This is a genomic window from Streptomyces harbinensis (genome assembly GCF_900116145.1).
In the GTDB taxonomy this organism is placed as follows: domain Bacteria; phylum Actinomycetota; class Actinomycetes; order Streptomycetales; family Streptomycetaceae; genus Streptomyces; species Streptomyces carpaticus.
In genome coordinates this window covers 33,316-60,001 of record NZ_FPAB01000007.1, presented here as the reverse complement: position 1 = coordinate 60,001, position 26,686 = coordinate 33,316, and the positions used below count along the sequence as shown (strand labels likewise).

General features: G+C 72.7%; 27 protein-coding genes and 3 tRNA genes. 8 read left to right on the top strand and 22 right to left on the bottom strand.

Annotation, left to right across the window (positions count from 1 at the left end):
- Nucleotides 1-19 precede the first annotated feature (19 nt).
- The 5 genes from rplJ to dctA all read right to left on the bottom strand — a co-directional run bounded on the left by rplJ (nt 20) and on the right by dctA (nt 4,661).
- On the bottom strand, nt 20-580 hold the full coding sequence (rplJ, locus tag BM385_RS19445) for a 50S ribosomal protein L10 (protein ID WP_019433394.1): 561 nt from the start codon (nt 578-580) through the stop codon (nt 20-22).
- A 251-nt stretch (nt 581-831) separates the two neighbouring features.
- Nucleotides 832-1,740, bottom strand: a complete 909-nt coding sequence (locus BM385_RS19440) for an SCO4651 family lipoprotein (RefSeq protein WP_093843842.1) — start codon at nt 1,738-1,740, stop codon at nt 832-834.
- Between the two features lie 139 nt (nt 1,741-1,879).
- Nucleotides 1,880-2,596 (bottom strand): 50S ribosomal protein L1, encoded by a 717-nt coding sequence (gene rplA, locus BM385_RS19435; protein WP_019433392.1) that lies wholly within the window; start codon nt 2,594-2,596, stop codon nt 1,880-1,882.
- Nucleotides 2,597-2,671: 75 nt separating this feature from the next.
- The gene (gene rplK / locus BM385_RS19430) at nt 2,672-3,106 is read right to left on the bottom strand and encodes a 50S ribosomal protein L11 (protein WP_019433391.1); all 435 of its coding nucleotides are present in this window, start codon (nt 3,104-3,106) and stop codon (nt 2,672-2,674) included.
- Between the two features lie 151 nt (nt 3,107-3,257).
- Complete coding sequence (dctA, locus tag BM385_RS19425) at nt 3,258-4,661, bottom strand: C4-dicarboxylate transporter DctA (RefSeq protein WP_019433390.1); 1,404 nt, start codon at nt 4,659-4,661, stop codon at nt 3,258-3,260.
- A gap of 103 nt (nt 4,662-4,764) precedes the next feature.
- On the opposite strand from dctA, the gene BM385_RS19420 reads away from it, so the two are divergent.
- Entirely contained in the window at nt 4,765-5,694 is a 930-nt protein-coding gene (locus tag BM385_RS19420; protein WP_019433389.1) for a TAXI family TRAP transporter solute-binding subunit, read from the top strand.
- A gap of 12 nt (nt 5,695-5,706) precedes the next feature.
- Here the strand turns inward: BM385_RS19420 and BM385_RS19415 are convergent, their stop codons facing one another.
- The 5 genes from BM385_RS19415 to BM385_RS19395 all read right to left on the bottom strand — a co-directional run bounded on the left by BM385_RS19415 (nt 5,707) and on the right by BM385_RS19395 (nt 9,273).
- Nucleotides 5,707-7,086 carry a HAMP domain-containing sensor histidine kinase gene (locus tag BM385_RS19415; protein ID WP_139275207.1) on the bottom strand — a complete coding sequence of 460 codons (1,380 nt, stop codon included), beginning with the start codon at nt 7,084-7,086 and terminating at the stop codon, nt 5,707-5,709.
- A gap of 21 nt (nt 7,087-7,107) precedes the next feature.
- Complete coding sequence (locus BM385_RS19410) at nt 7,108-7,797, bottom strand: response regulator transcription factor (RefSeq protein ID WP_093843841.1); 690 nt, start codon at nt 7,795-7,797, stop codon at nt 7,108-7,110.
- A 71-nt stretch (nt 7,798-7,868) separates the two neighbouring features.
- On the bottom strand, nt 7,869-8,753 hold the full coding sequence (nusG, locus tag BM385_RS19405; protein ID WP_019433386.1) for a transcription termination/antitermination protein NusG: 885 nt from the start codon (nt 8,751-8,753) through the stop codon (nt 7,869-7,871).
- A 76-nt stretch (nt 8,754-8,829) separates the two neighbouring features.
- The gene (secE, locus tag BM385_RS19400) at nt 8,830-9,093 is read right to left on the bottom strand and encodes a preprotein translocase subunit SecE (RefSeq protein WP_026047361.1); all 264 of its coding nucleotides are present in this window, start codon (nt 9,091-9,093) and stop codon (nt 8,830-8,832) included.
- Between the two features lie 107 nt (nt 9,094-9,200).
- Nucleotides 9,201-9,273: transfer RNA gene (locus tag BM385_RS19395), tRNA-Trp, on the bottom strand.
- Nucleotides 9,274-9,410: 137 nt separating this feature from the next.
- On the opposite strand from BM385_RS19395, the gene BM385_RS19390 reads away from it, so the two are divergent.
- Nucleotides 9,411-10,655: a pyridoxal phosphate-dependent aminotransferase gene (locus BM385_RS19390; RefSeq protein WP_019433384.1), complete on the top strand. Its 1,245-nt coding sequence runs from the start codon at nt 9,411-9,413 to the stop codon at nt 10,653-10,655.
- Between the two features lie 71 nt (nt 10,656-10,726).
- Nucleotides 10,727-11,746 (top strand): adenosine deaminase, encoded by a 1,020-nt coding sequence (locus BM385_RS19385; RefSeq protein WP_026047360.1) that lies wholly within the window; start codon nt 10,727-10,729, stop codon nt 11,744-11,746.
- Between the two features lie 40 nt (nt 11,747-11,786).
- Here BM385_RS19385 and BM385_RS19380 read toward each other — a convergent pair whose 3' ends face one another.
- The 9 genes from BM385_RS19380 to BM385_RS19340 all read right to left on the bottom strand — a co-directional run bounded on the left by BM385_RS19380 (nt 11,787) and on the right by BM385_RS19340 (nt 17,544).
- Complete coding sequence (locus BM385_RS19380) at nt 11,787-12,641, bottom strand: inositol polyphosphate kinase family protein (RefSeq protein ID WP_093843840.1); 855 nt, start codon at nt 12,639-12,641, stop codon at nt 11,787-11,789.
- Between the two features lie 181 nt (nt 12,642-12,822).
- On the bottom strand, nt 12,823-13,887 hold the full coding sequence (locus BM385_RS19375) for a UDP-N-acetylmuramate dehydrogenase (protein ID WP_093843839.1): 1,065 nt from the start codon (nt 13,885-13,887) through the stop codon (nt 12,823-12,825).
- Between the two features lie 66 nt (nt 13,888-13,953).
- Nucleotides 13,954-15,408: a DHA2 family efflux MFS transporter permease subunit gene (locus tag BM385_RS19370; protein WP_093843838.1), complete on the bottom strand. Its 1,455-nt coding sequence runs from the start codon at nt 15,406-15,408 to the stop codon at nt 13,954-13,956.
- A gap of 87 nt (nt 15,409-15,495) precedes the next feature.
- Nucleotides 15,496-16,071 (bottom strand): TetR/AcrR family transcriptional regulator, encoded by a 576-nt coding sequence (locus BM385_RS19365; RefSeq protein WP_037755831.1) that lies wholly within the window; start codon nt 16,069-16,071, stop codon nt 15,496-15,498.
- 65 nt (nt 16,072-16,136) lie between these two features.
- Nucleotides 16,137-16,571, bottom strand: coding sequence for a MaoC family dehydratase (locus BM385_RS19360; protein WP_019433378.1), 435 nt, complete (start codon nt 16,569-16,571; stop codon nt 16,137-16,139).
- Nucleotides 16,568-17,023, bottom strand: a complete 456-nt coding sequence (locus BM385_RS19355) for a MaoC family dehydratase N-terminal domain-containing protein (RefSeq protein WP_019433377.1) — start codon at nt 17,021-17,023, stop codon at nt 16,568-16,570. The genes BM385_RS19360 and BM385_RS19355 overlap by 4 nt, the downstream gene beginning before the upstream one ends.
- Before the next feature lie 73 nt (nt 17,024-17,096).
- Nucleotides 17,097-17,261: a 50S ribosomal protein L33 gene (gene rpmG / locus BM385_RS19350; protein WP_019433376.1), complete on the bottom strand. Its 165-nt coding sequence runs from the start codon at nt 17,259-17,261 to the stop codon at nt 17,097-17,099.
- Nucleotides 17,262-17,351: 90 nt separating this feature from the next.
- Nucleotides 17,352-17,424: transfer RNA gene (locus BM385_RS19345), tRNA-Met, on the bottom strand.
- A gap of 47 nt (nt 17,425-17,471) precedes the next feature.
- Nucleotides 17,472-17,544: transfer RNA gene (locus BM385_RS19340), tRNA-Thr, on the bottom strand.
- A 156-nt stretch (nt 17,545-17,700) separates the two neighbouring features.
- Here BM385_RS19340 and BM385_RS19335 point away from each other — a divergent pair.
- Entirely contained in the window at nt 17,701-18,942 is a 1,242-nt protein-coding gene (locus BM385_RS19335) for an amidohydrolase family protein (protein ID WP_093843837.1), read from the top strand.
- Here the strand turns inward: BM385_RS19335 and BM385_RS19330 are convergent.
- Nucleotides 18,921-19,751 carry an alpha/beta fold hydrolase gene (locus BM385_RS19330; protein ID WP_019433374.1) on the bottom strand — a complete coding sequence of 277 codons (831 nt, stop codon included), beginning with the start codon at nt 19,749-19,751 and terminating at the stop codon, nt 18,921-18,923. The two genes, BM385_RS19335 and BM385_RS19330, sit on opposite strands and share 22 nt — an antisense overlap.
- A 26-nt stretch (nt 19,752-19,777) precedes the next feature.
- Between BM385_RS19330 and BM385_RS19325 the strand changes: the two genes are divergently transcribed.
- Nucleotides 19,778-20,440: an NAD(P)H-binding protein gene (locus BM385_RS19325; protein ID WP_093843836.1), complete on the top strand. Its 663-nt coding sequence runs from the start codon at nt 19,778-19,780 to the stop codon at nt 20,438-20,440.
- 68 nt (nt 20,441-20,508) lie between these two features.
- Here BM385_RS19325 and BM385_RS19320 read toward each other — a convergent pair whose 3' ends face one another.
- Nucleotides 20,509-21,111, bottom strand: a complete 603-nt coding sequence (locus tag BM385_RS19320; protein WP_019433372.1) for a TetR/AcrR family transcriptional regulator — start codon at nt 21,109-21,111, stop codon at nt 20,509-20,511.
- A 369-nt stretch (nt 21,112-21,480) separates the two neighbouring features.
- Here BM385_RS19320 and BM385_RS19315 point away from each other — a divergent pair, with 369 nt between their 5' ends.
- From BM385_RS19315 to BM385_RS19305, 3 genes are all read left to right on the top strand, one after another.
- Complete coding sequence (locus BM385_RS19315; protein ID WP_019433371.1) at nt 21,481-22,194, top strand: helix-turn-helix transcriptional regulator; 714 nt, start codon at nt 21,481-21,483, stop codon at nt 22,192-22,194.
- A 155-nt stretch (nt 22,195-22,349) separates the two neighbouring features.
- Nucleotides 22,350-23,063, top strand: a complete 714-nt coding sequence (locus BM385_RS19310; protein ID WP_019433370.1) for a Pvc16 family protein — start codon at nt 22,350-22,352, stop codon at nt 23,061-23,063.
- Nucleotides 23,060-25,213 carry an AAA family ATPase gene (locus tag BM385_RS19305; RefSeq protein WP_093843834.1) on the top strand — a complete coding sequence of 718 codons (2,154 nt, stop codon included), beginning with the start codon at nt 23,060-23,062 and terminating at the stop codon, nt 25,211-25,213. The genes BM385_RS19310 and BM385_RS19305 overlap by 4 nt, the downstream gene beginning before the upstream one ends.
- 24 nt (nt 25,214-25,237) lie before the next feature.
- On the opposite strand, the gene BM385_RS19300 is transcribed toward BM385_RS19305, so the two are convergent.
- Entirely contained in the window at nt 25,238-26,668 is a 1,431-nt protein-coding gene (locus BM385_RS19300; RefSeq protein ID WP_437438504.1) for an RICIN domain-containing protein, read from the bottom strand.
- Nucleotides 26,669-26,686 lie beyond the last annotated feature (18 nt).

Below are 26,686 nucleotides of genomic sequence, written 5' to 3'. Positions count from 1 at the left end.
CTGTGACCGAACGCCGTGATTACTCGGCGGACTCGGCCTCGGCGGGAGCCGGCGTACCGGCACCGCCCTGCTCGGCCTTCTCGCGCAGCGCGTCCACGGTGCGGACGAACTCCGTGAGCGGGGCCTGGAAGGTCGCCGCGGCCTTGGCCATGGACGCCTTCATGTTGCCGGCCAGCTTGGCGAGCAGAACCTCGCGGGACTCGAGGTCCGCGAGGGTGTTGATCTCTTCGGCGCTGAGCGCGTTGCCGTCGAGAACACCGCCCTTGATCACCAGGGCGGGGTTGGCCTTCGCGAAGTCGCGCAGACCCTTCGCCGCCTCCACCGGGTCACCGGTGATGAAGGCGACCGCCGTCGAGCCCGTGAGGTGCTCGTCCAGCTCCGCGATCCCGGCCTCGTTGGCCGCGATCTTGGTCAGCGTGTTCTTCGTCACGTGGTACTGAGTGTTCTCACCGAGAGAACGGCGCAGGTCCTTCAGCTGCGCCACGGTGAGACCGGTGTACGCGGTGACAACCGCCGCGTTGGAGTTCTCGAACTTCTCCTTGATCTCCGCGACGGCTGTGACCTTGTCGGGGCTCGCCATGAACCTCGGCCCTCCTTCCGGGATGTCGGACCGCACGGAAGGGGCTGTACACAACAAACGCCCCGGCGCAGGCGCACGGGGCAGACTTCGAGAACACGGTCTTCCACAGTCACCTGCGCAGGTCGCCCGCGATCAGCGGATCCTTCGGCCACCCTGTCCGGAGGACACGGCGACAACCAGCGGTCTTTGGCTTCCGTGGAAGATTACGCGAACACGTTCGGGTCAGGCAAATCGGCCGCCGGCGGCGGCGCTCAGAAGCCGGCGCCCAGCATCTGCATCAGCTCCACGAAGTCGATGACCTCGTCGGCCGGCGGGGCCTCGGCGTTCACCTCGGTGCCGAAGTTGCTGTAGGTGGTCTCCTGCTCGGCCGGGCCCATCGCGGTGTCGTAGGACTGGCTCACCTTGACCGGGAAGTCGTCCTCGTTGAGCCAGACCTCCAGCTCGTAGAGCTCGGTGCCCTGCTCGCTCAGCAGATCCAGCAGGGAGGCGCGCTCCTCCTCGCTCAGCCCGTCGAAGGTGCCCTGGAGTTCGTAGACCTCCTCGATGGCCAGGGTGCCCTTGTAGTGGTTGACGGTGGCGCCGTCGAGTTCCTCCTCGCCGATCCACTCGACGTCATCGGACTCCAGCAGCATCGCCATCTGCTCGGCCGGGCTCTGCGCGCCCTGGTCCATGGAGGTGGACAGCGCGGCACCGAGCCCTTCCTCGCCCGCCTCCTCCATGAGCGCCACCATGTCCATGGACATCCACGGCCGGCCGTCGGACTCGGCGGCGAACTGCGGGCCCAGGTTCATGTACATCACGCCGTCGACCCACACGACGTCGATCTCACCGGAGCCGCCGAGCGCCGAGCCGAACTCGTCGCCGGTCATCACGGCGGTCATCTCGACGCCGTCCGCCCAGGACAGCGAACCGTCGAGAACGGCCTCGGTGCCGCCCTGCCGGCTGACGGAGACGACATCCGCCGAGGTGATCTCGTCGGTGGTCCGCGCCGCCGCCGTCAGCGCCTCGAAGGCGCTGCGCGCGGAGGTGCCGGAGCCGGCCTCGCTGTCGCCGCCATTCCCCTTGGCGTCCGAACTGCCGCTCTCGCTGCTGCATGCCGCCGTGCCGGCCAGCAGCGCCGCGGTGGCGACCCCCAGCAGTGCCTTGCGAACGGGACGCATGTCATCCCCCACAATCGGTTGGAACTCGCTTTACCCGAACGACACTAACCGGTACGACCGTCATGCAAGAGGCCCGCCCCGGCTCTGTGACAGAGCTGGGACGGGCCTCACCGCGCCTGCGATCGGCCGGCCGTCACGGTCAGACGGCGGGCTCCTCCTCCAGGAGGTTGCGGGTGCGGTTGGGGTCGACGGGAACGCCGGGGCCCATGGTCGTGGTGAAGGTCGCCTTCTTCACGTACCGGCCCTTGGCGGCGGCCGGCTTCAGCCGGGTGACCTCTTCGAGGGCCGCCGCGTAGTTCTCCACCAGCTGGGCGTCGGAGAAGGACGCCTTGCCGATGATGAAGTGGAGGTTGGCGTGCTTGTCCACCCGGAACTCGATCTTGCCGCCCTTGATCTCGGTGACGGCCTTGGCGACGTCCGGGGTGACGGTGCCGGTCTTCGGGTTCGGCATCAGACCACGCGGACCGAGCACCCGGCCCAGCCGGCCGACCTTGCCCATCAGGTCCGGGGTCGCCACCACGGCGTCGAAGTCCAGGCGGCCCTTGGAGACCTCGTCGATCAGTTCGTCCGAGCCGACGATGTCGGCGCCGGCGGCCTCCGCGGCCGCGGCACGGTCACCGGTCGCGAAGACCAGGACCCGGGCGGTCTTGCCGGTGCCGTGCGGGAGGTTCACGGTGCCACGCACCATCTGGTCCGCCTTGCGGGGGTCGACACCCAGCCGCATGGCGACCTCGACGGTCGCGTCGAACTTCTGCGAAGAGGTCTCCTTGGCGAGCCGGACGGCCTCCAGGGGGGCGTACAGCCGCTCCCGGTCGATCTTGGCGTCCGCGCCGCGGTAGTTCTTGCTGCGCTTCACTGCTGCTCCTCAAATGCTGATGCTGTGGAGTCGTGGTCCGGGCCAGCGCCTGGCCCTGCCACGGTGGTACGGGGCTCAGCCCTCGACGGTGACACCCATGGAACGCGCGGTGCCCTCGATGATCTTCGAGGCGGCGTCCAGGTCGTTGGCGTTGAGGTCGGGGAGCTTGGTGGTGGCGATCTCCCGGACCTGGGCCGCCGTGATCTTGGCGACCTTGGTCTTGTGGGGCTCGCCGGAGCCCTTCTCCACACCCGCGGCCTTGAGGATCATCTTCGCGGCCGGCGGGGTCTTGGTGATGAAGGTGAAGGAACGGTCCTCGTAGACCGTGATCTCCACCGGGATCACCCAGCCACGCTGCGACTCGGTCGCCGCGTTGTAGGCCTTGCAGAACTCCATGATGTTGACGCCGTGCTGGCCCAGCGCCGGGCCGACCGGCGGCGCCGGGTTGGCGGCGCCGGCCTGGATCTGGAGCTTGATCAGCCCCGTGACCTTCTTCTTCTTGGGAGGCATGCTCTCTCCGGGTCAGTGAGTGAGAGGTTGTGAGCCCCCGGCGGCGGATCGACCGGATCGATGGAAACCGGACATCATCCATACGGAGGCATACCGCACCACGATATCGGGTACCGCCATGCCGCCCAAATCCGCCGCCGGGGGCCGGGGGTCAGGCGCCGCGGTCCGCGGTCTCCTTCGCCGGCTCGGTCTTCCCGCCGGCCGCGTCCGTGGCCGAGGTGGTGGCGCCCAGCGCCTCCTGCTTCATCAGCTCGTCCACGTCGACGGTCTGCGGGTTGTCCAGCACGTACTTCAGCCGGTCGCGGTCCAGGTCACCGGTCCAGCGGGCGATCGCCAGCGTACCGATCCCGTTGCCGGTGAGGTTGGTCAGCGCCCGGCCCTCGCTCATGAAGCGGTCGATGCCGACGATCAGCGCGATGCCCGCCACCGGGATCACCGAGTCGAAGGCGGCCAGCGAGGCGGCCAGGGTCACCAGACCCGCGCCGGAGACGCCCGCGGCACCGTTGGAGGAGATCAGCATGAAGACCAGCAGACCGATCTGGGTCCAGATGGACACGTCCACGCCGAAGGCCTGCGCGATGAACAGCGCGCCCATGGACATGTAGATCGCGGTGCCGTCCAGGTTGAAGGAGTACCCGGTCGGGATGGTCATGCCCACCACGTGCTTGGGGGTACCGGCGGCCTCCAGCTTGGTCAGCATGCGCGGCAGCACGGTCTCGGAGGAGGAGGTGCCCAGCACGATGAGCAGTTCGTCCTTGATGAAGCGGACGTACTTCAGCAGGCTGAAGCCGGTCATCCGGCAGACCGCGCCCAGCACCAGCGTGATGAACAGCAGACAGGTGATCCAGAACGAGAGCATGAACGAGGCCAGCGAACCGAGGATCGCGCTGCCGTGCTGGCCGATGGTGAAGGCCATCCCGCCCATGGCGCCCAGCGGGGCGACCCACATGACCAGCTTGATGACGCCGAACATGGTCTTGGCGAAGGTGTCCAGACCGCGCACCATGCCCTCGGCGCGCGAGCCCAGCATGCTCAGCGCCACCGCGACCAGGATGGCCAGCAGCAGCACCTGGAGCAGCTTGCCCTCGACGAACGCGCTGGCGAAGGAGGTCGGGACCAGATCCAGGACGAACCCGGAGAAGCCGGAGTCGGTCGCGCCGGCCGACTCGATGGTGGCGTCGGCCGCCGAGGTGTCGAAGGACTCGATGTCGTAGCCGAGACCGGATCCGGGCTGCCAGATGTTGATCACCACCAGGCCGATGGCCAGCGCGAAGACGGTGGTGATGTTGAAGTACAGCACCGTCTTCAGGGCCAGGCCGCCCGCCTTGGCGAGGTTGCCCATGCCGGCGATGCCCACCACCACGGTGGCGAAGATGGTCGGCGCGATCACCACCTTCACCAGCTTGATGAAGAGGTCGGCCAGCCACTTCATGTCGGCGCCCACCCCGGGCGCCGCCAGTCCTATGCCGATGCCGATACTGATGCCGACCAGCACCCAGAAGTAAAGGTGCTGGTAGATCCGCTTCTTCGGTTTTGCGGCCGGAGCATTCGTCATGGGTCGTCCATCCCTGTGACTGTTAATCTGTGGATCGCATCACAGTGCGGGCGGGCAGGCGTCGCAGCAACGCATCGGGAAAGAATTTGGGGTTGATCTGACATTGGGGTCGCCGCGCGGGATCTCCAGACGCGCGCTGCTGGCCGCCGGTCCGCTGGGACTGACGGCCGGCATGTGCGGCGCCGGCCCCGTGCTCGGCATCGACCGCCTCAAGCTCGCCACCGGCCCCGAGGGCGCCACGTACCGCGAATCAGGCGCCGCCCTCGTCGCCCTGTGGAACGACGCGCTCGGCCGGGACGCCGTGGAGGTCGTCTTCACCGAGGCGTCGGTCGACAATCTGCGGCTGCTGCTGGCCGAGGAGGTCGATCTCGCCTACGCCAACGTGGACGTGCTGCGCCCGCACGACGGCGAGACCTCCGCCCTGCTGCGGATCTTCGACTCGGTGGTGCACCTGGTCACGCTGCGGGACAGCGGGCTGCGCACCCTCACCGACCTGGCCGGGCGGCCGGTCGCCTGCGGGCTGCCGGGCTCGGGCACCCGGTTCACCGGCCAGCGGCTGATGGACGCCGCCCGGGTCGAGGTGGACGTACGGGACCTCGGCCAGCAGGAGGCCGCGCAGGCGCTGGTGGACGGCCGGGTGGACGCGGTGTTCTCACTCACGGCGATGCCCACCCCCGCCATCTCCTGGCTGCTGGAGCACGCGCCGCCGCTGCACTTCGTGGACCTGGCGGCCGAGGCGGAGGCCATGCGCTCCGCGCACCCCGGGGAGTATCTGCCGGTGACGATCTCCGGCACCGTCTACCCGGAGGTCGCCACCACCGTGACCCTGGCCGTCCCCACCCTGATCGCGGTGCGGGCCGGCTTCCCGGCGGACGCGGCGCGGTTCTTCACCCGCACCACCGTGGAGGGCGCCGACGCGCTGGCGCGGAGCCGGCCCGAGGCGTACCAGATCAACCCGCGCACCGCCGCCGCCACCGTGCCCATCGCCCTGCACCCGGGCGCGGCCGACTGGTTCCGCTCGGCGAAGCTGTGACCCGCGGCGGCCTCAGCCGCCGGTGCGCCGGACCACCGGCAGCCGTACCGCCACCCGCAGCCCGTGCGGGTGGCGCTCCTCCAGCCGCACCTCGCCGCCCACGTCCTCCACCACGTCGTGGATGATCGCCAGGCCGAGCCCGGTGCCCCGGACGTTCTGGTGGCGCGGCGCCCGCCAGAACCGGCCGCGGGCCGCCTCCCGCTCCTCGGCGCTCAGACCGGTGCCGTCGTCGGCCACGACCACCGTGCCGAAGGCCCCGTCCGGATCCACCGACGCGGTGACCGTCACCGTGCTGCCGCCCGAGAGCCAGGCGGCGTTGTCCACCAGCTCGTCGAGCACCGCCACCAGACCGCCGGGCGGCTGCCGTACCGCCAGCCCCGGTGGCGGTTCGGTCACCCGCAGCGCCAGGCCGTGCTCGCCGGTGACCGCGTCCCAGTGCGGCCGGCCGGTGACGAAGACCCGGTCCAGCGTCCACGCCTCGCTGTCGCGCACCCGCTCCCGGCTGGCCGCCGCGGTGGCGGCCAGCATCGCCTCGAACATCTCCCCCATCCGCTCGGCGCCGTCCACCGCCTCGTCGAACGCCTCGCGCGCCGCGGGCTCCCGGGTCCACGGCCGCAGGTTCTCCACCGACAGCCGGAGCCCGGCCAGCGGATTGCGCAGCTGGTGGGCGACATCGCCGACGAACATCCGCTGCCGCTCCAGGGAGCGCTGCACCGTGTCCACCATCTGGTTGAAGGCGGAGGCGAGACCGCGCAGCTCCGGCGGGCCGTGCTCCGCCGGGGCGCGCGCCCCCAGCTCGCCGCCGCGCACGTCCAGCGCGATGCGCTCCAGGTCGCGCACCGGGCGCAGGATCCAGCGGGTCAGCGGCCACAGCGCGCCCACCAGCGCCAGCACCGGGACCAGCAGCAGCGCCGCCCCGGTCCCCCAGCGGCGCATAGTGGCCGCGCGCAGCCCGTCGGTGGGCGCCTCGATCACCACCACGGCCGTCACCTGCGAATCCCGGCCCACCGGCTCCACCACCCGCAGCGGGCCGCGCTGCCAGGGCCACACGGTGGCCGCCTCCGTCGCCCGCGCGCCCGCGAACGCCCGCCGCACCTCGGCGCTGGCCGCCAGCCCCTCGGGCGGGGCCGGCCCCGGGTCGTGGACGAGCCCGCCGTCCAGGCCCAGCACCCACACCGGGGAGTCGTACAGCTCGTGGTAGGCGTCCAGCTCCGCGTGCATCCGGGTCCACTCGCCGGAGGCGATGGCCGCCTCGGCGAGGGTGGCGAACCGTACGGCGTCGCCGCTGCGGTCGATGAACACCTGCTGGGTGGTCCGCTCGCTCACCACCACCGCGTACGCCAGGCCGATCCCCACCACCAGCAGCGCCAGGACCGGGAGCAGCGCGGCCATGATGCGCCGGCGCACCGGTGGCTACCCGTCCGCCGGGCCGGCGGCCTCAAGACGGTAGCCGACGCCGCGCACCGTGGTGATGCGCGCGGACGGGCCGAGCTTGGCGCGCAGCGAGGTCATATGGGTGTCGAGGGTGCGGCTGCTCCCCTCCCAGGCGGACTGCCAGACCTGGTCGAGGATGCGTTCGCGCTCCACCACCGTGCCGGTGTTGCGGGCGAGGAGCACCAGCACCTCGAACTCCTTGCGGGTCAGCCGCAGCCGCTCGCCGTGCCGGGAGACCTCGTGCCGGTCGCGGTCGATCAGCAGGTCGCCGTGGCCGATGGTGCCGCGCGGCGCGGGGCCGGTGCGCAGCACGCGCAGCCGGCGGGTGACGGCCTCGATGCGGGCCAGCAGTTCGGCCACCCCGAACGGTTTGACCAGGTAGTCGTCGGCGCCGGCCCGCAGCCCGCGCACCCGGTCGGTCTGCTCGCCGCGCGCGGTGACGGCGATGACGCCGGTGGCGGCGCGGTCGCGCAGCAGCCGGATCACCTCGACACCGTCGCCGTCGTCCAGCCCGAGGTCCACCAGGGCGATCTCGAAGTCGGCGGTGCCGATCGCCTCGGCCGCCTCGCTGACGCTGCGCGAGCGCTCCACGTCGTACCCCTCGGCCCGCAGCGTCCGGGCGAGGGCGCGCGCCACCCGGTCATCGTTCTCGACTATGAGGGCGCGCATGCGCACAGACTAGCGGCGCCCCGGTACCGGGGTGGAGGCCCGGTACCGGGGCGGAGCGGAACGGGCCGCTGTCAGTTCTTCTGGATCTGGTCGAAGCTCAGCTCGACCGGGGTCTCGCGGCCGAAGATCTCCACCAGGCCCTTGACCTTCTTGGAGTCGGCGTTGATCTCGTTGATCGTGGCCTGGAGGGTCGCGAAGGGGCCGTCGGTGACGGTGACCGAGTCGCCGACCTCGAAGTCCAGCACCTGGACCTCGACGCGGCGGCCGGCCGCCGGGGCGCCGCCCTCGGCCGCGGCCTGCTCGGCGGCCTTCTGCTCGGCCTCGGGGGCCAGCATCTTGACGATCTCGTCCAGCGTCAGCGGGTACGGGTCGTAGGCGTTGCCCACGAAGCCGGTGACGCCGGGGGTGTTGCGCACGACGCCCCAGGACTCGTTGGTCAGGTCCATGCGCACCAGCACATAGCTGGGGAGCTTGTTCTGCTTGATGGTGCGGCGGTCGCCGTTCTTGATCTGGACGACCTCTTCCTGCGGCACCTCGACCTGGAAGATGTAGTCCTCGACGTTGAGCGACACGGCGCGCTGTTCGAGGTTGGTCTTCACCCGGTTCTCGTAGCCGGCGTAGGTGTGCACCACGTACCACTCGCCGGGCAGCACCCGCAGTTCCTCGCGCAGCTGCGCGACCGGGTCGACGGGCTCGGGGGCCTCGGCCTCGGCCTCCGCCTCCTCGGCGGGCTCGTCCCCGTCGGCCTGTGCCTCGTCCTCCGCGTGGACGGCGGCGGACTCGGCGGGCTCGCCCGCGGCGGCGTCGGCAGCCTCGGCCCGGTCGACGGTGTCCGCTGCCTCGACGATGTCGCGCGCGGTGTCGTCGCCCTCGGCGGCGTCGTCGGTCAGATGCGGGTCAGACTTCGGGTCAGACACGGTGGCTGCTTCTTCCTGCTTCACATTGACGTGGAACATCCGGGCGGGATCGCCGCGGCTCGCGGTGTCGGGACGACGTCACGTCCGCGCCCGCCGCGCCCCGTCCGGAGCGGGGTCAGCCGAAGACGTACTCGACGACCCGGCTGAATCCCCAGTCAAGCACGGTGAGGATGCCGATGACGATCAGAACGAAAACGATCACCGCGGACGTGTAGGTGGTCAGCTGGCGCCGCGAGGGCCAGACGACCTTGCGCAGCTCGGCGATGACCTGCCGGTAGAACAGCGCGAGCTTGCCCAGCGGGCCGCGCTTGGCGCGCCGCCCGCGTCCGCGGCCGGCGCCGTCCCCCCGGGGCTCCGGCGTCTCGACGGAGTCCGTGATCCCAGCCACTCGCCCTCACCTGATCCCGGTCATGGTCGTAAGCCGCCCGGTCCCCCGGACGGCTTGCATTGCGGTACGTACTACCACTATCCACCTGCTGTGCGTAGCAGGGCCGGAGGGACTTGAACCCCCAACCGCTGGTTTTGGAGACCAGTGCTCTACCAATTGAGCTACGACCCTTTGCTCGCGGCACCGGGAAAACCTACCGCACCCGGCGCCACTGGGTGGAGAGTGTACGTGGTCAATCGCCGCCCGTCGAACGGACAACCGCCGCAACCCGGGTGCCGCGGCCGGGCGCCGTCTGCGACGATGCCCCTATGAGCGCAGCGACACCCACCGCACAGTCCGCATCGGCAGCCGCCGGACGCCGGGTCTCCGCCCGCGTCGGGGCGATCTCCGAGTCCGCGACCCTGGCCGTCGACGCCAAGGCGAAGGCCCTCAAGGCGGCCGGCCGCCCGGTGATCGGCTTCGGCGCCGGCGAGCCCGATTTCCCCACCCCCGGGTACATCGTGGACGCCGCCGTGGCCGCCTGCCGCGAGCCGCGGTTCCACCGTTACACGCCGGCCGGCGGGCTGCCCGAGCTGAAGCAGGCGATCGCGGCGAAGACGCTGCGTGACTCCGGCTACGAGGTCTCCCCGTCCCAGGTGCTGGTGACCAACGGCGGCAAGCAGGCGATCTACGAGGCGTTCGCCGCGCTGCTCGACCCGGGTGACGAGGTGATCGTCCCGGCGCCGTACTGGACCACCTACCCCGAGTCGATCCGGCTGGCCGGCGGCGTTCCGGTGGAGGTCGTCGCGGACGAGACCACCGGGTACCGGGTGAGTGTGGAGCAGCTGGAGGCGGCGCGCACCGAGCGCACCAAGGTGCTGCTGTTCGTCTCCCCGTCGAACCCGACCGGCGCCGTGTACCCGCGCGAGCAGGTCGAGGCGATCGGCCGCTGGGCGGTGGAGCACGGTCTGTGGGTGCTCACCGACGAGATTTACGAACATCTGGTCTACGGGGACGCCGAGTTCTCCTCGCTGCCGGTGGTGGTCCCGGAGCTGGCCGACCGCACCGTGATCGTCAACGGGGTGGCCAAGACGTACGCGATGACCGGCTGGCGGGTGGGCTGGCTGATCGGCCCGCAGGACGTGGTGAAGGCCGCCACCAACCTCCAGTCGCACGCCACCTCCAATGTGAGCAACGTCGCCCAGGCGGCGGCGATCGCGGCGGTCTCCGGGGACCTGGACGCGGTGGCCGAGATGGGCCGGGCGTTCGACCGGCGCCGGCGCACCATCGTGAAGATGCTGAACGAGATCGACGGCGTGGTGTGCCCGGAGCCGGAGGGCGCCTTCTACGTGTACCCGTCGGTCAAGGCGCTGCTCGGCAAGGAACTGCGCGGCCGGCGTCCGGCCACCTCGGTGGAGCTGGCCGAGGTGATCCTGGAGGAGGCCGAGGTCGCGGTGGTCCCGGGTGAGGCGTTCGGCACGCCCGGCTATCTGCGGCTGTCGTACGCGCTGGGTGACGACGACCTGGTGGAGGGCGTCTCGCGGCTCCAGAAGCTGCTGGCGGAGGCGGTCTGAGCCACCGGAGCGGGCTCACGTTCGGGTGACGCGGCTACCGGCCGGACGGCGCAATGCGGCAAGATTCCTGGATGGATCGTGTGCGTGACGTCCGGCTGCTGCCGAAGGCCCATCTGCATCTGCACTTCACCGGCTCGATGCGGCCTTCCACCCTGCTGGAACTGGCGGACAAGTACGGGGTGCACCTGCCGGACGCGCTGCGCGGCGGCGAGCCCCCGCGGCTGCGGGCCACGGACGAGCGGGGCTGGTTCCGGTTCCAGCGGCTGTACGACATCGCCCGCTCCTGTCTGCGCGAGCCGGAGGACATCCAGCGGCTGGTGCGCGAGGCGGCCGAGGAGGACCTGCGGGACGGCGCGCGCTGGCTGGAGATCCAGGTCGACCCGACCTCGTACGCGCCCCGGCTCGGCGGGCTGATCCCGGCGCTGGAGATCATCCTGGAGGCGGTGCGGGTCACCTCGCGGGACACCGGGGTGGGCATGCGGGTGCTGGTGGCCGCGAACCGGATGAAGCATCCGCTGGACGCCCGCACCCTGGCCCGGCTCGCCGTGCGCTACCGGGACCACGGCGTGGTGGGCTTCGGGCTCTCCAACGACGAGCGGCGCGGCTTCGCCCGCGACTTCGACCGGGCGTTCGCGATCGCCCGGGACGGCGGGCTGCTGGCCGCGCCGCACGGCGGGGAGCTGTCGGGCCCGGCCAGCGTCCGGGACTGCCTGGACGATCTGCGGGCCTCCCGGGTGGGCCACGGGGTGCGGGCGGCGGAGGACCCCCGGCTGCTGGAGCGGCTGGCCCGGGACCGGGTGACGTGCGAGGTGTGCCCGGCGTCGAATGTGGCGCTCGGGGTGTACGAGCGGCCGGCGGACGTCCCGCTGCGCACGCTGTGGGACGCCGGGGTGCCGATGGCGCTGGGCGCGGACGATCCGCTGCTGTTCGGGGCGCGGCTGGCGGCGCAGTACGAGATCGCGCGCGAGCACCACGGTTTCTCGGACCGGGAGCTGGCGGAGCTGGCCCGGCAGTCGGTGCGCGGGTCGGCGGCGCCCCGGGACGTGCAGGAGAAGATCATGGTCGAGATCGACGAGTGGCTGGCGCTGTAGCCGGCGGGACCACCGCAGGGCCCGGTCCCTGCGCCCCGGGTCAGCTGCCGCGTTTGCGCTCGGCCCGCCGTCTGGCCTCGCCTGCGGCCCGGACGTCCTCGATCAGCCGGGCCAGGCCGGCGTCGAAGCGGTCCCGGTACTTCGCCACCTGCCCCGGGCTCTGGGTGTCGGGGCCGAAGGTGTGCGCGAAGTCGACGAGCGTGGTGCGGACCGTACGCGCCGGGTCGGCCGCGTACGGGTCCTCGTCCACGGCGATGAGGACGCTCGCCGCGAGGAAGGCGAGACCGGTGCCGGCGGCGGCCGTGCGGATCCGCTCCAGCTGGGCGGCGAGCGTTTCGTAGACGCCGGGCTCCAGGGAGAGTCCGCGCACGATCTCCTCGGAGGCGCGTCCCACCGCCAGCCGGGATCCGCGCCACAGCCCGGTGCTGCCGACCACGCGGTAGCCGCGGGTAGCCGAGCCGGTGATGCGGTCGGCGAGGGTCAGCCGGGTCTTCTTGATCCGGGCGCGGGCCCGGGACATGGAGGTGAGCAGTTCGCGGCGGCTGGCGGTGGCGGAGCCGACCTTGATGTCGAGGACCCGGGGCCGGGTCATGCCGTGGGTCAGATGGGCCAGGTAGACGTGGGTAGTGTCGTCGCCCGCGCCGTCCCGGCCGTCCAGGGCGCGGACCTCGGCGGCGGTGTAGGAGCGCGGGAGCACGCCGAGGAGTCCGGGGTGGCGGCCCGCGCGCAGGGCGGCGTAGAAGGCGCGTTCGACCGCGTTGGTGGGTTTCTCCACGATCCGGCCGCCGGCCCGGGTCGCGATCCCGCCGTGTCCGCCGGCCACCTCCGCGCGCGGCACGGCCGGGCCGGGCGGCGGGGCCGCCGGGCGCCGGGCACGCTGCTGGTCGGGCGGCACGCGCCGCCGGGTCCTGTGCGAGCGCACTGTGTTCCCTCCCGCGGGCCGTGGCGGCCCACAGCCGATGCGTGGGTGGGTACCGGGGGTCCCCGCCGAGGAGCGTTCCCCGGGCGCGGTGCCCGGACCGTCTCGGCGGCCGTCGCCCGGGGGTGGCCGGACGGCGTGCGGGAGCGGGGACGGGTCAGAGGCTGACGCCGACCGTCACCGGCTCGTTGACCAGGGTGACGCCGAAGGCGGCGTGCACGCCGTCGCGCACCTCGCGGGCGAGGGCGAGCAGATCGGCGGTGGTGGCGCCGCCCCGGTTGGTGAGGGCGAGGGTGTGCTTGCCGGAGATGCGGGCCGGTCCTGTGCCGTACCCCTTGGTGAAGCCGGCCTTGTCGATCAGCCAGGCGGCGGAGGTCTTGGTGCGGCCCTCGCCGGCCGGGAAGGCGGGGGGCTCGGTGCCGGGGCCGAGCCGCTGGGCGACCCGCTCCCGGAAGGCGGCGAAGTCGGTGTCGGTGAGCAGCGGGTTGGTGAAGAAGGAGCCGGCCGACCAGGTGTCGTGGTCGGCGGGGTCGAGGACCATGCCCTTGCCGGCCCGCAGCGCGAGGACGGTCGCGCGGGCGGTGGCGGCGGGCACCCGCTCGCCGGCGGCGACGCCGAGGGCGCGGGCGGTCTCGGGGTAGGCGAGGGGGGCGGAGAGCCCGCCGGCGTCCTCCAGGGCGAAGCGGACCCGCAGGACGACGTACCGGTGCGGGTCGGCCTTGAAGCGGCTGTGCCGGTAGCCGAAGCCGCAGGCGGCGGCGGGCAGGGTGACGGTGCGGCGCTCGGTGCGGTCGTAGGCGATGACCTCGGTGATGACCGAGGAGACCTCCTGGCCGTAGGCGCCGACGTTCTGGATGGGGGTGGCGCCGGCCGAGCCGGGGATGCCGGCCAGGCATTCGATGCCGGCCAGCCCGGCCTCGACGGTGCGGGCCACCGCGTCCGACCACACCTCGCCGGCAGCCAGCTCCAGGCGGGTGCCGTCCAGGTGGTAGCCGGTGGTGGCGATGCGCAGGGCGGTACCGCGGAAGCCCTCGTCGGCGATCAGCAGGTTGCTGCCGCCGCCGATGATCAGCAGCGGGGTGCCGGTGGCGTCGGCTTCCTCGACGGTGGCGACGACCTCGGCGTCGGTGCTCGCGGTGACCAGCCGGTCGGCGGGGCCGCCGAGCCGGAAAGTGGTCAGATCGGCGAGGACGGTACCGGCGGTCTCAGTGGTTTCGAGCACCCGCCCAGAATACGGCCCGGCCGGCGCCCGGACCGTTCCCCCGCACGGGGAACGGTCCGGGGCGGGTCAGGCCGGGACGCGGTCGGCGGGCCGGGCGCCGGGGGTCTCGCCGGGCACGGGTCCCGGCCGGCCGTCCTCCCGCCGGGGCAGCCAGGTGATGACGGCGGCCGAGACCACCAGCAGCCCGACGGCCACCCACAGCGCCGGGACCAGGCCGTCGGTGAACTCCTGGCCGGAGGCGTAGCCGCCGCGGGCGGCGAAGACCGAGGCGAGGACGGCGACCCCGAGCGCGCCGCCGACCTCGCGGGCGGAGTTGTTGACGCCGGAGGCGATGCCCTGCATGCCCGGGGGCACGGCGCCCATCGCCATCGCCCCGGACGGTGCGAAGAACATGGCCATGCCGATGCCGCACAGGATGAAGGCGGGCACCATGCCGGCGTACGAGACGGCGGGATCGGCGTACAGCGCGAACCAGCCCATGCCGATCGCCATCAGCAGCAGCCCGGAGGCGACGACGGGCCGGCCGCCGATCCGGTCGGTGAGGGCGCCGGCCAGCGGGGCGACGATCATCGGCATCGCGGTCCACGGCAGCATCCGCACCCCGGCCTCCATGGGCGAGTAGCCCATGATCAGCTGGAGGAACTGGGTGAGCAGGAAGATCGAGCCGAACATCCCGGCGTACATCAGCAGGCTGGTGATGTTGATCGCGGTGAAGGCGCGGGAGCGGAAGAGGCCCAGCGGCAGCAGCGGCTCGGGGGTGCGGGACTCGTGGCGGACGAAGGCGTACAGCAGGACCGCGCCGAGCGCGAAGCCGGCCAGGACGGTGGTGGAGGTCCAGCCGTGCTCGTGGGCGCGGACGATGGCGAGGACGACGCCGAAGAGGCCGGCGCTGGCCAGTGCGGTGCCCACCGCGTCGAGCCGCTTGACGGGGCCGCGGCTCTCGGGGAGCCGGGTCAGGACCAGGGGCAGCACGAGCAGGCCGATCGGGATGTTCAGCCAGAAGATCCAGTGCCAGGACAGGTGTTCGGTGATGGTGCCGCCGACGAGCGGGCCACCGGCGATGGCGAGGCCGTTGACCGCGCCCCAGATCCCGAAGGCGGCGCCGCGCCGCTCGGGCGGGACGGCGGCGGAGATCAGGGTGAGGCTGAGCGGGATGAGCGCAGCGGCGGCGGCGCCCTGGACGGCACGGGCGGCTATCAGCGCGTCGGTGGAGCCGGCGAGGGCTGCGCCGGCCGAGGCGAGGGTGAAGAGGGCGACGCCGGAGGCGAAGACCCGCCGGCGGCCGTAGCGGTCGCCGAGCGCGGAGGCGAAGAGCAGCAGGCAGGCGAACGGCAGGGTGTAGCCGTTGACGATCCACTCCAGCGCGGCGAGGTCGCCGCCGAGGTCCTCGCGGATGATGGGCAGGGCGGTGGTGACGACGAGGTTGTCCAGGGACGCCATGAAGGTGGCGGCCGAGGTGAGCAGCAGGGTCCACACGACGACCGCGCGCGGACGGCGCGGTGAGTGCCGGGTGTCGGACATCTTCCCCCCAGGGAATCTAGTGATTGATCAATAACTTTCATGGACAGACGGGTGCCCCCACCGGCGGCGCCGGCGGGGGTCGCCGGGTCAGCCGTAGCGCCTCTTGCCGGGATGGTCGTGCCCGCAGGCGACCCACAGCGGATGGTCCGCCGGGAAGCCGAGCGCGAGCAGCACATTGATGAGCATGCCGGTACCGAGGAAGTCGGCGGTCTCCCGGCCGTCCGCCCCCAGCCGCAGATGCACGGCCTCGAACAGCTCGTTCCAGTGCGCGCGGATCCGGGCGGCGAACTCCTCGTCCCCGTCCGACTCCGCGGTGTACACCGCGGCGTACATCTGCATCTGGAACATGAGCTTGTCGCGATCGGCGGTGAGCCCGGTGTACGCCTCCGCCATCGCGTCGTGCGCGGCCCGTGGCTCCAGGCCCTCGCCCGCCCGCTCGAAGGCGCGCCGGATCTCCGCCGTGCAGTGGTCGGCGGCGGCCAGGAAGATCGCCCGCTTGTCGGGGAACAGCCGGAAGAGATACGGCTGCGAGACCCCGACCCGGCGGGCGATGGCGGCGGTGGTGGTTCCCGCGTAGCCGCCCCTGGCGAACTCGGTGACGGCGGCGCGGATGACGGCGGTCCGCCGCTCCTGAGCCGTCATCCTGCCGCTGTCCCTGGCCATACGAGAAAGTTATTGACCAATCACTATGTTGTCAACGGGGGCGACGAAAGGCGATGCCGGCCCGCTCAGGCCAGCCGCACCACGGCCCGGGACAGCCCCAGCACCTTGACGCCCGCGCTGCGCGCCACCAGATCGACCCGCACCGTCCGCGCCTCGTCGTCCAGCTTGGCCGCGACCTTCGCCGAGACCTCGATCTCCGCCCCGGTGTCGTCGTCCGGCACCACCACGGGGTTGGTGAACCGCACCCCGTACTCCACCACGGCCGCCGGATCCCCGGCCCAGTCGGTGACCACCCGGGCTGCCTCGGCCATGGTGAACATGCCGTGCGCGATCACATCGGGCAGCCCGACGCCCTTGGCGAAGCGCTCGTTCCAGTGGATGGGGTTGAAATCCCCCGAGGCCCCCGCGTACCGCACCAGCGTGGCGCGGGTCACCGGGAACGTACGGGCCGGCAGCTCCGTACCCACCTCGACATCGGCGTACGCGATCCGCGCGGTCACTTGTCCTCCTCCGGCGCGCGCGCCACCAGCTTGGTGTACGCGGTCACCACATGCTCGCCCGCGGCATCGTGCACATCGCCGCGGATGTCCAGGATGTCGTTGCCCGCCATCGACTTCACGGACTCGATCACCGAGGTCACCGTGAGCACGTCGCCGGCCACCACCGGACGGCTGTAGCGGAACTTCTGGTCACCGTGCACCACCCGGCTGTAGTCCAGGCCCAGCTTCGGGTCCTGGGTCACCATCTCGGCGGCGGCGAAGGTGATCGAGAAGACGAACGTCGGCGGGGCGATCACATCCGGGTGCCCCAGCGCCCGCGCGGCGGCCGGGTCGGTGTACGCCGGGTTCGCGTCCCCGATCGCCACCGCGAACTCGCGGATCTTCTCCCGCCCCACCTCGTACGGCTCGGTCGGCGGATAGGTCCGCCCGGTGAAGGACTGGTCCAGGGCCATCGGGCCGTCAACCTCCCAGAAATCACGCGAGGCCGCCCCCGAAGAACCGGGGGCGGCCTCGCACAGTGACAAGTCAGCGGGTCTCGCGGTGCGCCGTGTGGACGTTGCAGCGCGGGCAGTGCTTCTTCAGCTCAAGACGATCCGGGTCGTTGCGCCGGTTCTTCTTGGTGATGTAGTTCCGCTCCTTGCACTCCACGCAGGCCAGCGTGATCTTCGGGCGGACGTCGGTGGCAGCCACGTGAGTGCTCCTTGACGGATGGACGGGTTCAACACAGGGAAGAGTAGCCGATCGGAGGACCGACCCCGCAATCGGCTACTCGGAGTGAAGTAGCGGCGACCGGACTTGAACCGGTGACACAACGATTATGAGCCGTTTGCTCTACCGACTGAGCTACGCCGCCACGAGCTGCGCGGCTCCCGCCCTCAGGAGGAAGACCTCACATCTCAGAGCCCCAAAACGGAATCGAACCGTTGACCTTCTCCTTACCATGGAGACGCTCTGCCGACTGAGCTATTGGGGCGAGCGAGAAAGAGATTACACGCTCCGGGGCCGAAGACGAAATCCGTTCAGGGACACCCCGAGCCCGCCCAACACCACCCAAGTCCCCGGAAACCACAGCAGTACGACTAATGGCTTCTTCCCCACCCAACCACCCCGGGCGAACTAGCCTCGCCTCGTGCCCGACCACCGCGACCGCACCGCTGCCGCCGCCACCACGAGCGCACTGCTGCTCAGCGGAGCCCGGCTGGCCGACGGCCGTACCGTGGACGTCCGCCTCGGCGGCGGCCGGGTCGAGGCCGTCGGCACCCCCGGGAGCCTGGCCGCAGCGCCCGGCACCCAGCGCCTCGACCTGGGCGGCTATCTGCTGCTGCCCGCCCCCGCCGAACCGCACGCCCACCACGACACGGCCCTCACCAGCGGCGGTGGCGGACCCCCTTCGGAGGAACCGGACCGGCTGCGGCGCCGCATCATCGAGGCCGCGCTGCTCCAGCTCAGCCACGGCGCCACCGCCCAGCGCAGCCAGATCAGGATCGGCGACGTCCTCGGGCTGCGCGCCCTGGAGGCCGCCCAGGGCGCGCGCCGGGCGCTCCTCGGGCTCGCCGAACTCCAGCCGGTGGCCGCGCCCCGGGTACTGACCGGGCTGGCTGGCGCGGACAACCGCGCCCAGCTCGCGGAGGCCGCCCAGCTCGCCGGCACCACGCTCGGCGGCTGCCCGGACCTCGACCCGGACCCGGCCGGGTACGCGGAGATCGTGCTGGCCATCGCGGACGACCGGGACTGCCCCATCGACCTGCACACCGACGCCGACGACCCGGCCAGGTTCGCCCGGCTGGTGACCGCCGCCGGGGCCTGCCGCACCGCCGTCACGCTCGGCCCGTGCACCGGCCTGTCCCTGCTGCCGCCGGAGGGCGCGGCCCGCGCCGCCGACCAGCTCGCGGCGGCCGGGGTGGCGGTGAGCTGCCTGCCGCAGTCCCCGTGCGCCGCCCTGCCGCCGCGCCGCCCGGCCTGGCCGCCGACCCCGCCGGTACGGACGCTGCTGGCCGCCGGGGTGACGGTGGCGGCCGGCAGCGGCGCGGTCCGGGACGCGGGCAACCCGGTCGGGCGCGGCGATCCGCTGGAGGCCGCGTATCTGCTGGCGGTGCGCGGGGCCTGCGACACCTTCGGCGCGTACCGGGCGGTCAGCTCGGCGGCGCGCGCCGTGCTCGGACTGCCGAAGGTGCGCATCGAGCCCGGCTTCCCGGCCGAACTGCTGGCGGTGCGCGGCGAGAACCTGCCCGGGGCGCTGTCGCTGGCCTACAGCCGGGTGGTGATCCACCGGGGCCGGGTGGTGGCCAGGACCAGCGCCGTACGGGAGTACTGCGGATCACCGTCGGGGCCGCTGGCGGAGCTGCCGCGTCAGCTGGACTCCAGGAACTGAGCCACCGCGGCCAGCCACGGCTCCGGCTGGTCGATGTGCGCCATGTGGGCGGCACGCGGCAGGACGACGCCGCGCGCGCCGGGGATCAGCGGCAGGGTGTCCGCGACCAGCCCGGCGGGGAACGTGCGGTCGTGCGCGCCGTGCAGGAGGAGCAGCGGGGTGCCGAGCGCGGCCAGCCGGTGGGCGGCGTCCGGCACCCGGGGCGAGGGCAACCGGCCGGCCCGGAGGGCGCGCAGCCACTCGGCGGAGAACCGCACCCGCGCCAGGCGCGCGCGGTACTCCGCGCGCCGGTCCGCGCTCCACACGTCCTGCTCCGCCCCGGCGAACGCGGCGGCGCGGGTCAGCGCGGGCCCGGTGAGCGCCGGGTCGTCGGGAAACCGCGGCCCGGCCCCGCCGGGCGGGGGCGGCAGGACGCTGCTGGAGGCGATGATCAGCCGGCGCACCCGGTCGGGGGCGGTGAGCGCGAGGAGCTGGGCGAGCAGTCCGCCGTAGGAGAAGCCGAGGACGTCCACGGGGGTGGCGTCGGTGGTGCGCTCCAGCAGGGTGACGAGGTCGGAGACGACCGCGTCCGGCGTGTACTGGTCGTCCGGCAGGCCGCGGGTGGAACGTCCGCAGCCGCGCAGATCGGGCATCAGCAGCCGGTGCGTGCCGGCGAGCCGGTCCAGGGGCTCGCGCAGATAGCTGTGGTCCCAGTCGGGGCCGCCGTGGAGGACGAGCAGTGTCCGGTCGGGCGGGCCGGCGGTGCTCGCGAGGTACAGCTCGACGGGTGGCGGTCCGGACGCCACCGGTATCAGGTCTTCCGTGAACACCGGCTCAGTGTGCCAAGCTCGACGGCATGCGCACAGTCATCGCCGGAGGACATGGAAAGATCGCCCAGCGCCTCGAAAGGCTGCTGGCCGCACGCGGGGACCGGCCCGCCGGTCTGATCCGGAAGCCGGAGCAGGCCGAGGCGCTGCTGGCGGCGGGGGCCGAACCGCTGGTGTGCGACCTGGAGTCGGCCTCGGTCGCCGAGCTGACGCGGCATCTGGAGGGCGCGGACGCGGTGGTCTTCGCGGCCGGCGCGGGCCCGGGTTCCGGCGCGGAGCGCAAGGAGACGGTGGACCGGGCGGCGGCGGCGCTGCTCGCGGACGCGGCCGAGGCGGCGGGGGTGCGGCGCTATGTGATGGTGTCCGCCATCAATGTGGACGAGGAGCCCCCGGCCGGCACCGACCCGGTGTTCGCGGCCTATCTGCGGGCCAAGGCCGCCGCCGACGCGGACCTGCGGGCGCGGACCGGTCTGGACTGGACGATCCTGCGCCCCGGCCGGCTCACCGACGCGCCGGGCACCGGCCTGGTGGACCTCTCCCCGGACGCGCCGCGCGGCGAGATCACCCGCGACGACGTGGCGGCGGTGCTGGCGGCGCTGCTGGACACCCCGGCCACCACGGGCCTCACCCTGAACCTGGTCAACGGCGCCACGGCGATCCCGGCGGCGGTGGCCCGGCTGACGGCCGGCTGACACCGGCCACCGGCCCAGGCGGCGTCCGCGCCGCCGGGCGTCGCCGTCCCGGTACGGGGGGGGCGGGGTCAGGCCGTCTCCTGCTCGGCGGCGAGCCGGGCCCGGTGGGCGGCTTTGGAGTGGCGCAGGCTGTCGGTCAGGACGTCGGCCCATTTCTCGTCGACGGAGAACGCGTCGACGCTGGTGAGCAGGTGGCACAGCTGGCCGAAGGCCATGAAGTACTGGATGTCGGCGGCTCCGGCGCCGGAGCGGGCGATCACGTAGTCGGTGACCCGGCCGATGCCCCGGCGGACCGCTTCGGCGACGGCCGGGCGGTCGGTGCTCGCCTGGGCGTGGACCTGGAGCATCATCAGGTCGCGGTCCTCGATCAGCCGGGCGTACGCGCCGCCCATGCCCAGGAGCAGACCGGTGGGTGAGGGGTCCTCGCTCTGCCGCGCGCCGCGTTCGAGGGCCTCCACGATCCGGGTGTAGCAGAGGTCGAGGGCGGCGACGAAGAGCCGTTCCTTGGAGGAGAACAGCTTGGAGACGTACGCCGGCGAGATGCCGGCGTGCTGGGCGACGTCCGCGATGCGGGTGCCCAGGAAGCCGTGCCGGGCGAAGGTGGCGATCGCGCTGCTCACGACGATCGTCCGGCGGTGCTCGGCGGTGGAGAGGGTGCGCTCCGTGGGCATGTGAGTGACCGTACATTCACCGATCCTGGCCGGGCAAGTGCCCGGTGGAACAGCGTTGTTGCCAGTCGGGGCCCGGCTTGACACCTCTGATGAGTGAATGTTCAATCACTCTCGTCACCAAAGAGTGAATGGGCAACCACTCACTTTCCGGTGCCTGTCACCGCCCCCACAGCCCGACCGAGCGGCCGGGAAGCGCAACTCCCGTGCCCTCCCGGGCACATGATCGGACGACACACCCGGCCCTGCGCGGTACCTCCGCGAGGCCGTGGTGAGATGCCGCGCAACAGAACCGCTCAGTCGCAACGTCATACGAACAGAAGCGCTTCTGCCCCCACACCCCAACTCACGCACCACTCCGAGGGAAAACTGTTGCCCAGTCGACTCCCGACCCCCGATACCGGCCAGGTCACCGCACCCGGCCTCCCCACCCCCCGCCGCCCCCAGCCCGAGGAACGCACCGGCCCCCGGGTCCCCGTCACCGTCCACACCTCGGAACCGCTCTCCCGCGAAGGCGCCGTCAGCCTGCTGGGACGCCACCGCGAGATAGAACTGCGCGAGGACACCGGCCTCGAACCCGGCACCGTCGTCCTGCTCATCGCCGACACCCTCGACGGCCCCACCCTCACACTGCTGCGCCGCGTCGCCCGCAGCGACGGCGCCCGCGCCGTCCTGGTCGTCGGCACCCTGCGCGAGGCCGAGCTGCTCGACGTGGTCGCCTGCGGCATCAGCGCCATCGTCTGGCGCCGCGAGGCCACCGAGAAGCAGCTCGTCCAGGCCGTGGTCGCGGCGGCGCGCGGGGACGGCAATTTACCGGGGGACCTGCTCGGCAGGCTCATCAACCAGGTCGGCGCCCTGCACCGGTCGGCGGCCGGCCGGGACGGCGTTCCCACCAGCGGGCTGACCCCACGCGAGGCGGAGGTGCTGCGGCTGGTCGCCGACGGCCTCGACACCGGGGAGATCGCGAGCGAACTCGCCTACTCCGAACGCACCATCAAGAACATCATGCACGGGCTCACCACCCGCTTCCAGCTGCGCAACCGGGCGCACGCCGTCGCCTACGCGCTCCGGGAGGGCTACATTTGAACCAGCACCGGCACCGGCAGGCCCCGGGCAGGTGCCCTGCCCCCGGGGGCAGGGCACCTGCCCGTGGCTCGGCACCGGCGCCCCTGGGCGGGCCCGGTGCCCGCCCGCCACGATGGAGTCGTACGGGCGCGACGCGGAACTGCGGGAGTACGACAGTGATCCACGAGGTGGACGAAACCCTCAAAGGACTGCTCCTGGGCGGACCGCTGGCCGACTCCGGCATCGAGGTCTCCTTCGAGGTACCCAGCCGCGACTGGGCCGCCCGCCGCAACGGGCCGGTGATCAACGCCTATCTGTACGACATCCGCGAGGACACCACCCGCCGCCGGCGCGGCGAGATCTCCGTACGGGACGAGCGCGCCGTCACCGTGAAACGCCTGGAGCCGCCCCGCTGGCTGCGGCTGTCGTACCTGGTCACCGCCTGGACCACCCGCCCCGAGGACGAGCACCGGCTGCTGTCCGCCGTGCTGGCCACCCTGCTGCCGCGCGAGAGCATCACCCCCGGTGACCTCCCGGACGGCCTGCGCTCCCTGGGCCTGCCGGTCCCGATGACGGTGGCCGGCCCGCACGGGGAGTCCCGCTCGCTCGCGGAGATCTGGTCGGCGCTCGGCGGCGAGCTGAAGCCGTCCGTCGACGTCACCATCACCGCGCCCTTCCCGCCCGCCCAGGAGTACCCGCTCGCCCCGCCGATCACGGAGGTGGCGGTACGGGTCCGGGGCCGGCACCCCGGCCCGGCGGCCGAGGACGAGCGCAACTACCGGCCCGCCCTCGCCCCGACCGCTCCCCGGGGCCCGGGCACCGGCCCGGCATCCCCGGAACCGGGACGCATCCGGCAACTGCGCCGGCTGCGCCGGGGCGGTGTCCGGTGACCGACACCCCCACCCGGCCCCCGGCCCACCCCGGGGCCGCCCCGCACCCCGGCCCGGCCGACGTGCTCCTCGCCCGCCTCGGCCGGCTGCGCGCCTGCGTCGCCCTGCTCGTGGAAGGACAGTCCGCCGACGACCCGACGGCCGGCGACCCGATGCGCGGGCTCTACCTCCCCGACGAAACGGTGCGGTTCCTGCTGCGCCGCCCCCGGCTCAACGGCCCGGACCCCGGGCCGGGGCCGGAAGACGGGCCCCAGGACGGGCCGCAGGACGGGCCCGACGCGGAACGGGACACGGAAGCGACGCAGGACGCGCGGCCGGAACGGGAGCCGGAGGCGGGCCCGGAGCCCGGACCGGACGCGCCGGGGCAGCCGCCGCGCGCGCCGGCGGCGTCCGGCGACCGGCTCGACGCCCTCGCCGGCCGCCTCGGCCTGACCGAGCTGGACACCGCCTTCCTCCTCATCGCCCTCGCCCCGGACATCGACCGCACCTTCGAGCCGCTGTACGGCTACCTCAACGACGACGTCAGCCGGCGCCGCGCCTCGATCGGCCTCGCCCTCGACCTGTGCGGGCTGCCCGCCGAACACCCCACGGCCCGCGCCAGGTTCCACCCCTCGGCCCCGCTGACGGCGCTCGGCCTGCTCACCGTCGAGGACCCCGAACGCCCGCTGCTCAGCCGCGCCCTGCGGGTCCCCGACCGCGTGGTGGGCCATCTGCTCGGCGACGACACCCCCGACCCGTCGCTCGCCGGCCACCTGCCGGCCGCGCCCCTCCCCGCCCCGGACGACGGCACCGGCTTCATCGACCGGCTGGCCGGCCGGCTGGCGCCCGGCCGCATCACCTATCTGCGCGAACAGCGCGAGGGCGACGGCCCGGCCTACGTGGCCGCCGCCGTCCACGCCGCCGGGACCCGGGCCCTGTACTACACGGGCCCCGCCGAAGGGGTGCCCGACGTCCTGCGCGAGGCACGGCTGGCCGGCCACGCCCTCGCGGTACCCGGCCTCCCGGACCCGCCGCACGCCATGCTGCGGGCGCTGACCACCCAGACCGACGTCGCCGTCCTCGTCACGGACCGGCGCCCGTACGACGCCGAGTGGTGCCGGGACGACCCGCTGGTGCTGGAGCTGCCCCGGCCGCGCTCGGCCACCCACCACGCCTGGTCGGCGGCGATCGGCGCGCCGGACGCCGGCCCCGGCTTCGATCTCGCCGCCACCGTCGCCCCGTACCACCTCGGCGGCGAGCAGATCACCCGCGCCGCGCGCGCCGCACGGGAGATGGCCGGCTTCGACGGCGGCCCGCTCACCGCCGGCCATCTGCGCCGCGCCGCCCAGCAGCAGTCCGCGTCCGGTCTCGAACGGCACGCCCGGCGGATCCGCCCCGACGTGAGCTGGACCGACCTGGTCCTCCCCGAGAAGCCGCTCACCCAGCTGCACGAACTCGCGCTGCGCGCCCGCCACCGCGATCTGGTCCTCGGCGACTGGCGGCTGAGCGCCGGCGGCGGACGCGGCCGGGGCGTGCTGGGCCTGTTCGCGGGCGACTCGGGCACCGGCAAGACCCTGTCGGCGGAGGTGGTGGCGGCCGAACTGGGCCTGGACCTCTATGTGATCCAGCTGTCGTCCGTCGTGGACAAGTACGTCGGCGAGACCGAGAAGAACCTGGAGCGGATCTTCACCGAGGCCGACCGCACCGACGCGGTGCTGCTGTTCGACGAGGCCGACTCCGTGTTCGGCAAACGGTCGGCGGTGACCAGTTCGAACGACCGGTACGCCAACATGGAGAGTTCCTATCTGCTCCAGCGGCTGGAATCGTTCAGCGGCATCGCCCTGCTCACGACCAATCTGCGGGCCAATGTCGATGAGGCGTTCACCCGGCGGCTCGACCTGGTCATCGACTTCCCGTTCCCCGACCGGCCGCAGCGGCTGGCGCTGTGGCAGCACAGCCTCACGCACGTCCCGCACACCGACGGCATCGAACTCACCCCGCTGAGCGAGGCGTTCGAGCTGGCCGGCGGCGCCATCCGCAGCGCGGTGGTGACCGCCGCCTATCTGGCCGCCGGACGCGGTGACAAGGTCACGGCCGCCGATCTGCTGGAGGGGGCGCGCCGCGAGTACCGCAAGGCGGGACGGCTGGTGCCGGGCGAGGGCAGCTGGTGATGCCGGCCCCCGCCCGGGGCGTCCTCACAGGAACCTGTTGTTCTCGAAGTCGAAGATGAGCCAGGCGGAGTGCTCCGAGCCGGCACAGTCGCCGAGGCTCAGCGGGTAGTCGACGGTGTCCGCGTCCTCGCCTTCGACGACCAGGCACAGATCGTCGCTCTTGGCGTTGCGCACCCAGTAGGTGTTCTCGCTCTGCCGGTCGAGCCACCACAGCTGGTTGTCATCGGTGTTGACGACACACCTGTACTGGGTCACTTCCTGTCCGGCCTCGCTTGCGTCGAGCCCCGGCAGGTCCATGCAGTAGTCGGCCCAGACGTTGCGGATCTGGAAGAGCGGCCGGCCCTCCGGTCCCGCGTCGGTGAGCCGTACCTCCAGGTCCCACAGCTGGCTCTGCTGGTCCGTCCGGCACCGGTGCTGCTCCACCTGGTAGTCCAACTCGGGCTCCGGTCCGGGGATGTCCGCGCACCGCTCGGTGCTGACGTTCTTCAGCATGACCCGCTCGACCGGGACCACGGGGTCTTCCTCTTCCTCCTCTTCCTCGCCGCCACCGCCGCCGGAGCTGTCGTCCTCCGGCTCCTGCTGGACCGGCGGGTCGGGGATCACGACCTCGGGTTCCGGTTCCTGGGAGGGCGGGGGCGGCTCCACGGTGGGCGGATCGGATGGCGGGGGGTCGAGGACGTTGGCGGCCTCGGTGGTCCGGTCGGCAGCCCGGGTCATCACGCCGGGATCGTGGGTGATCCAGAGCAGGGCGAACGCCACGGCAGCCGCCGCGAACGCTCCGAGGACCCCGGCGAGCCAGCGGGGCAGGAACCCGCTCTGGAGGAACGTTCCCTCCACCGGCAGCGGTTCGGTACCGGACCGCTGGATCGCCAGTGCGTACGGCTGTTCCTGCTGCCCGCCGAGCCAGCGGATCTCCTTCGGCCGCAGCGTCACCTTGACGAACGCGGCGCGGCCGGGCTCGATCCGTACGTTGCCGGGCTGGAGGTCGTACGACAGCCGGTCACCGCTGTCACTGCCGGTCAGCGACGCGGTCAGCGGGGTGTTCCCCAGATTGTCGACCGCGAGCCGGGGCCGGCCCCGCAGCCGGCCCTTCACGACCGGCGGCACCAACTCCGCCCGGACCTCGGTGAACGGCAGCACCGTCACATTGCCCTCCGGAACGACGACCGCCTCCGGATGCTCGGTCGGCGTGACCCGCACCGCGTACGGTGTCGGCCCCGCCGCGGCATCCGGCGAACGCGGCGGCGCGAACGTCAGCTCCACCGTCCCCGTCGTCCCCGGATACAGCCGCAGGGTCTCCGGCTCGACCGTCGTCCACGGCGCCACCTCCCCCACCGGCTCGAAGCGGTACTCGTCCACCACATCACCGGTATTGCGCAGCCGCAGGCGCACCCGCGTCTCATCACCGGGCGCAACAGTCGCGGAAGCAGGTTCCAGAGAGGTCCACAAGCTCACCAGGCGAGCGTAAGGAAA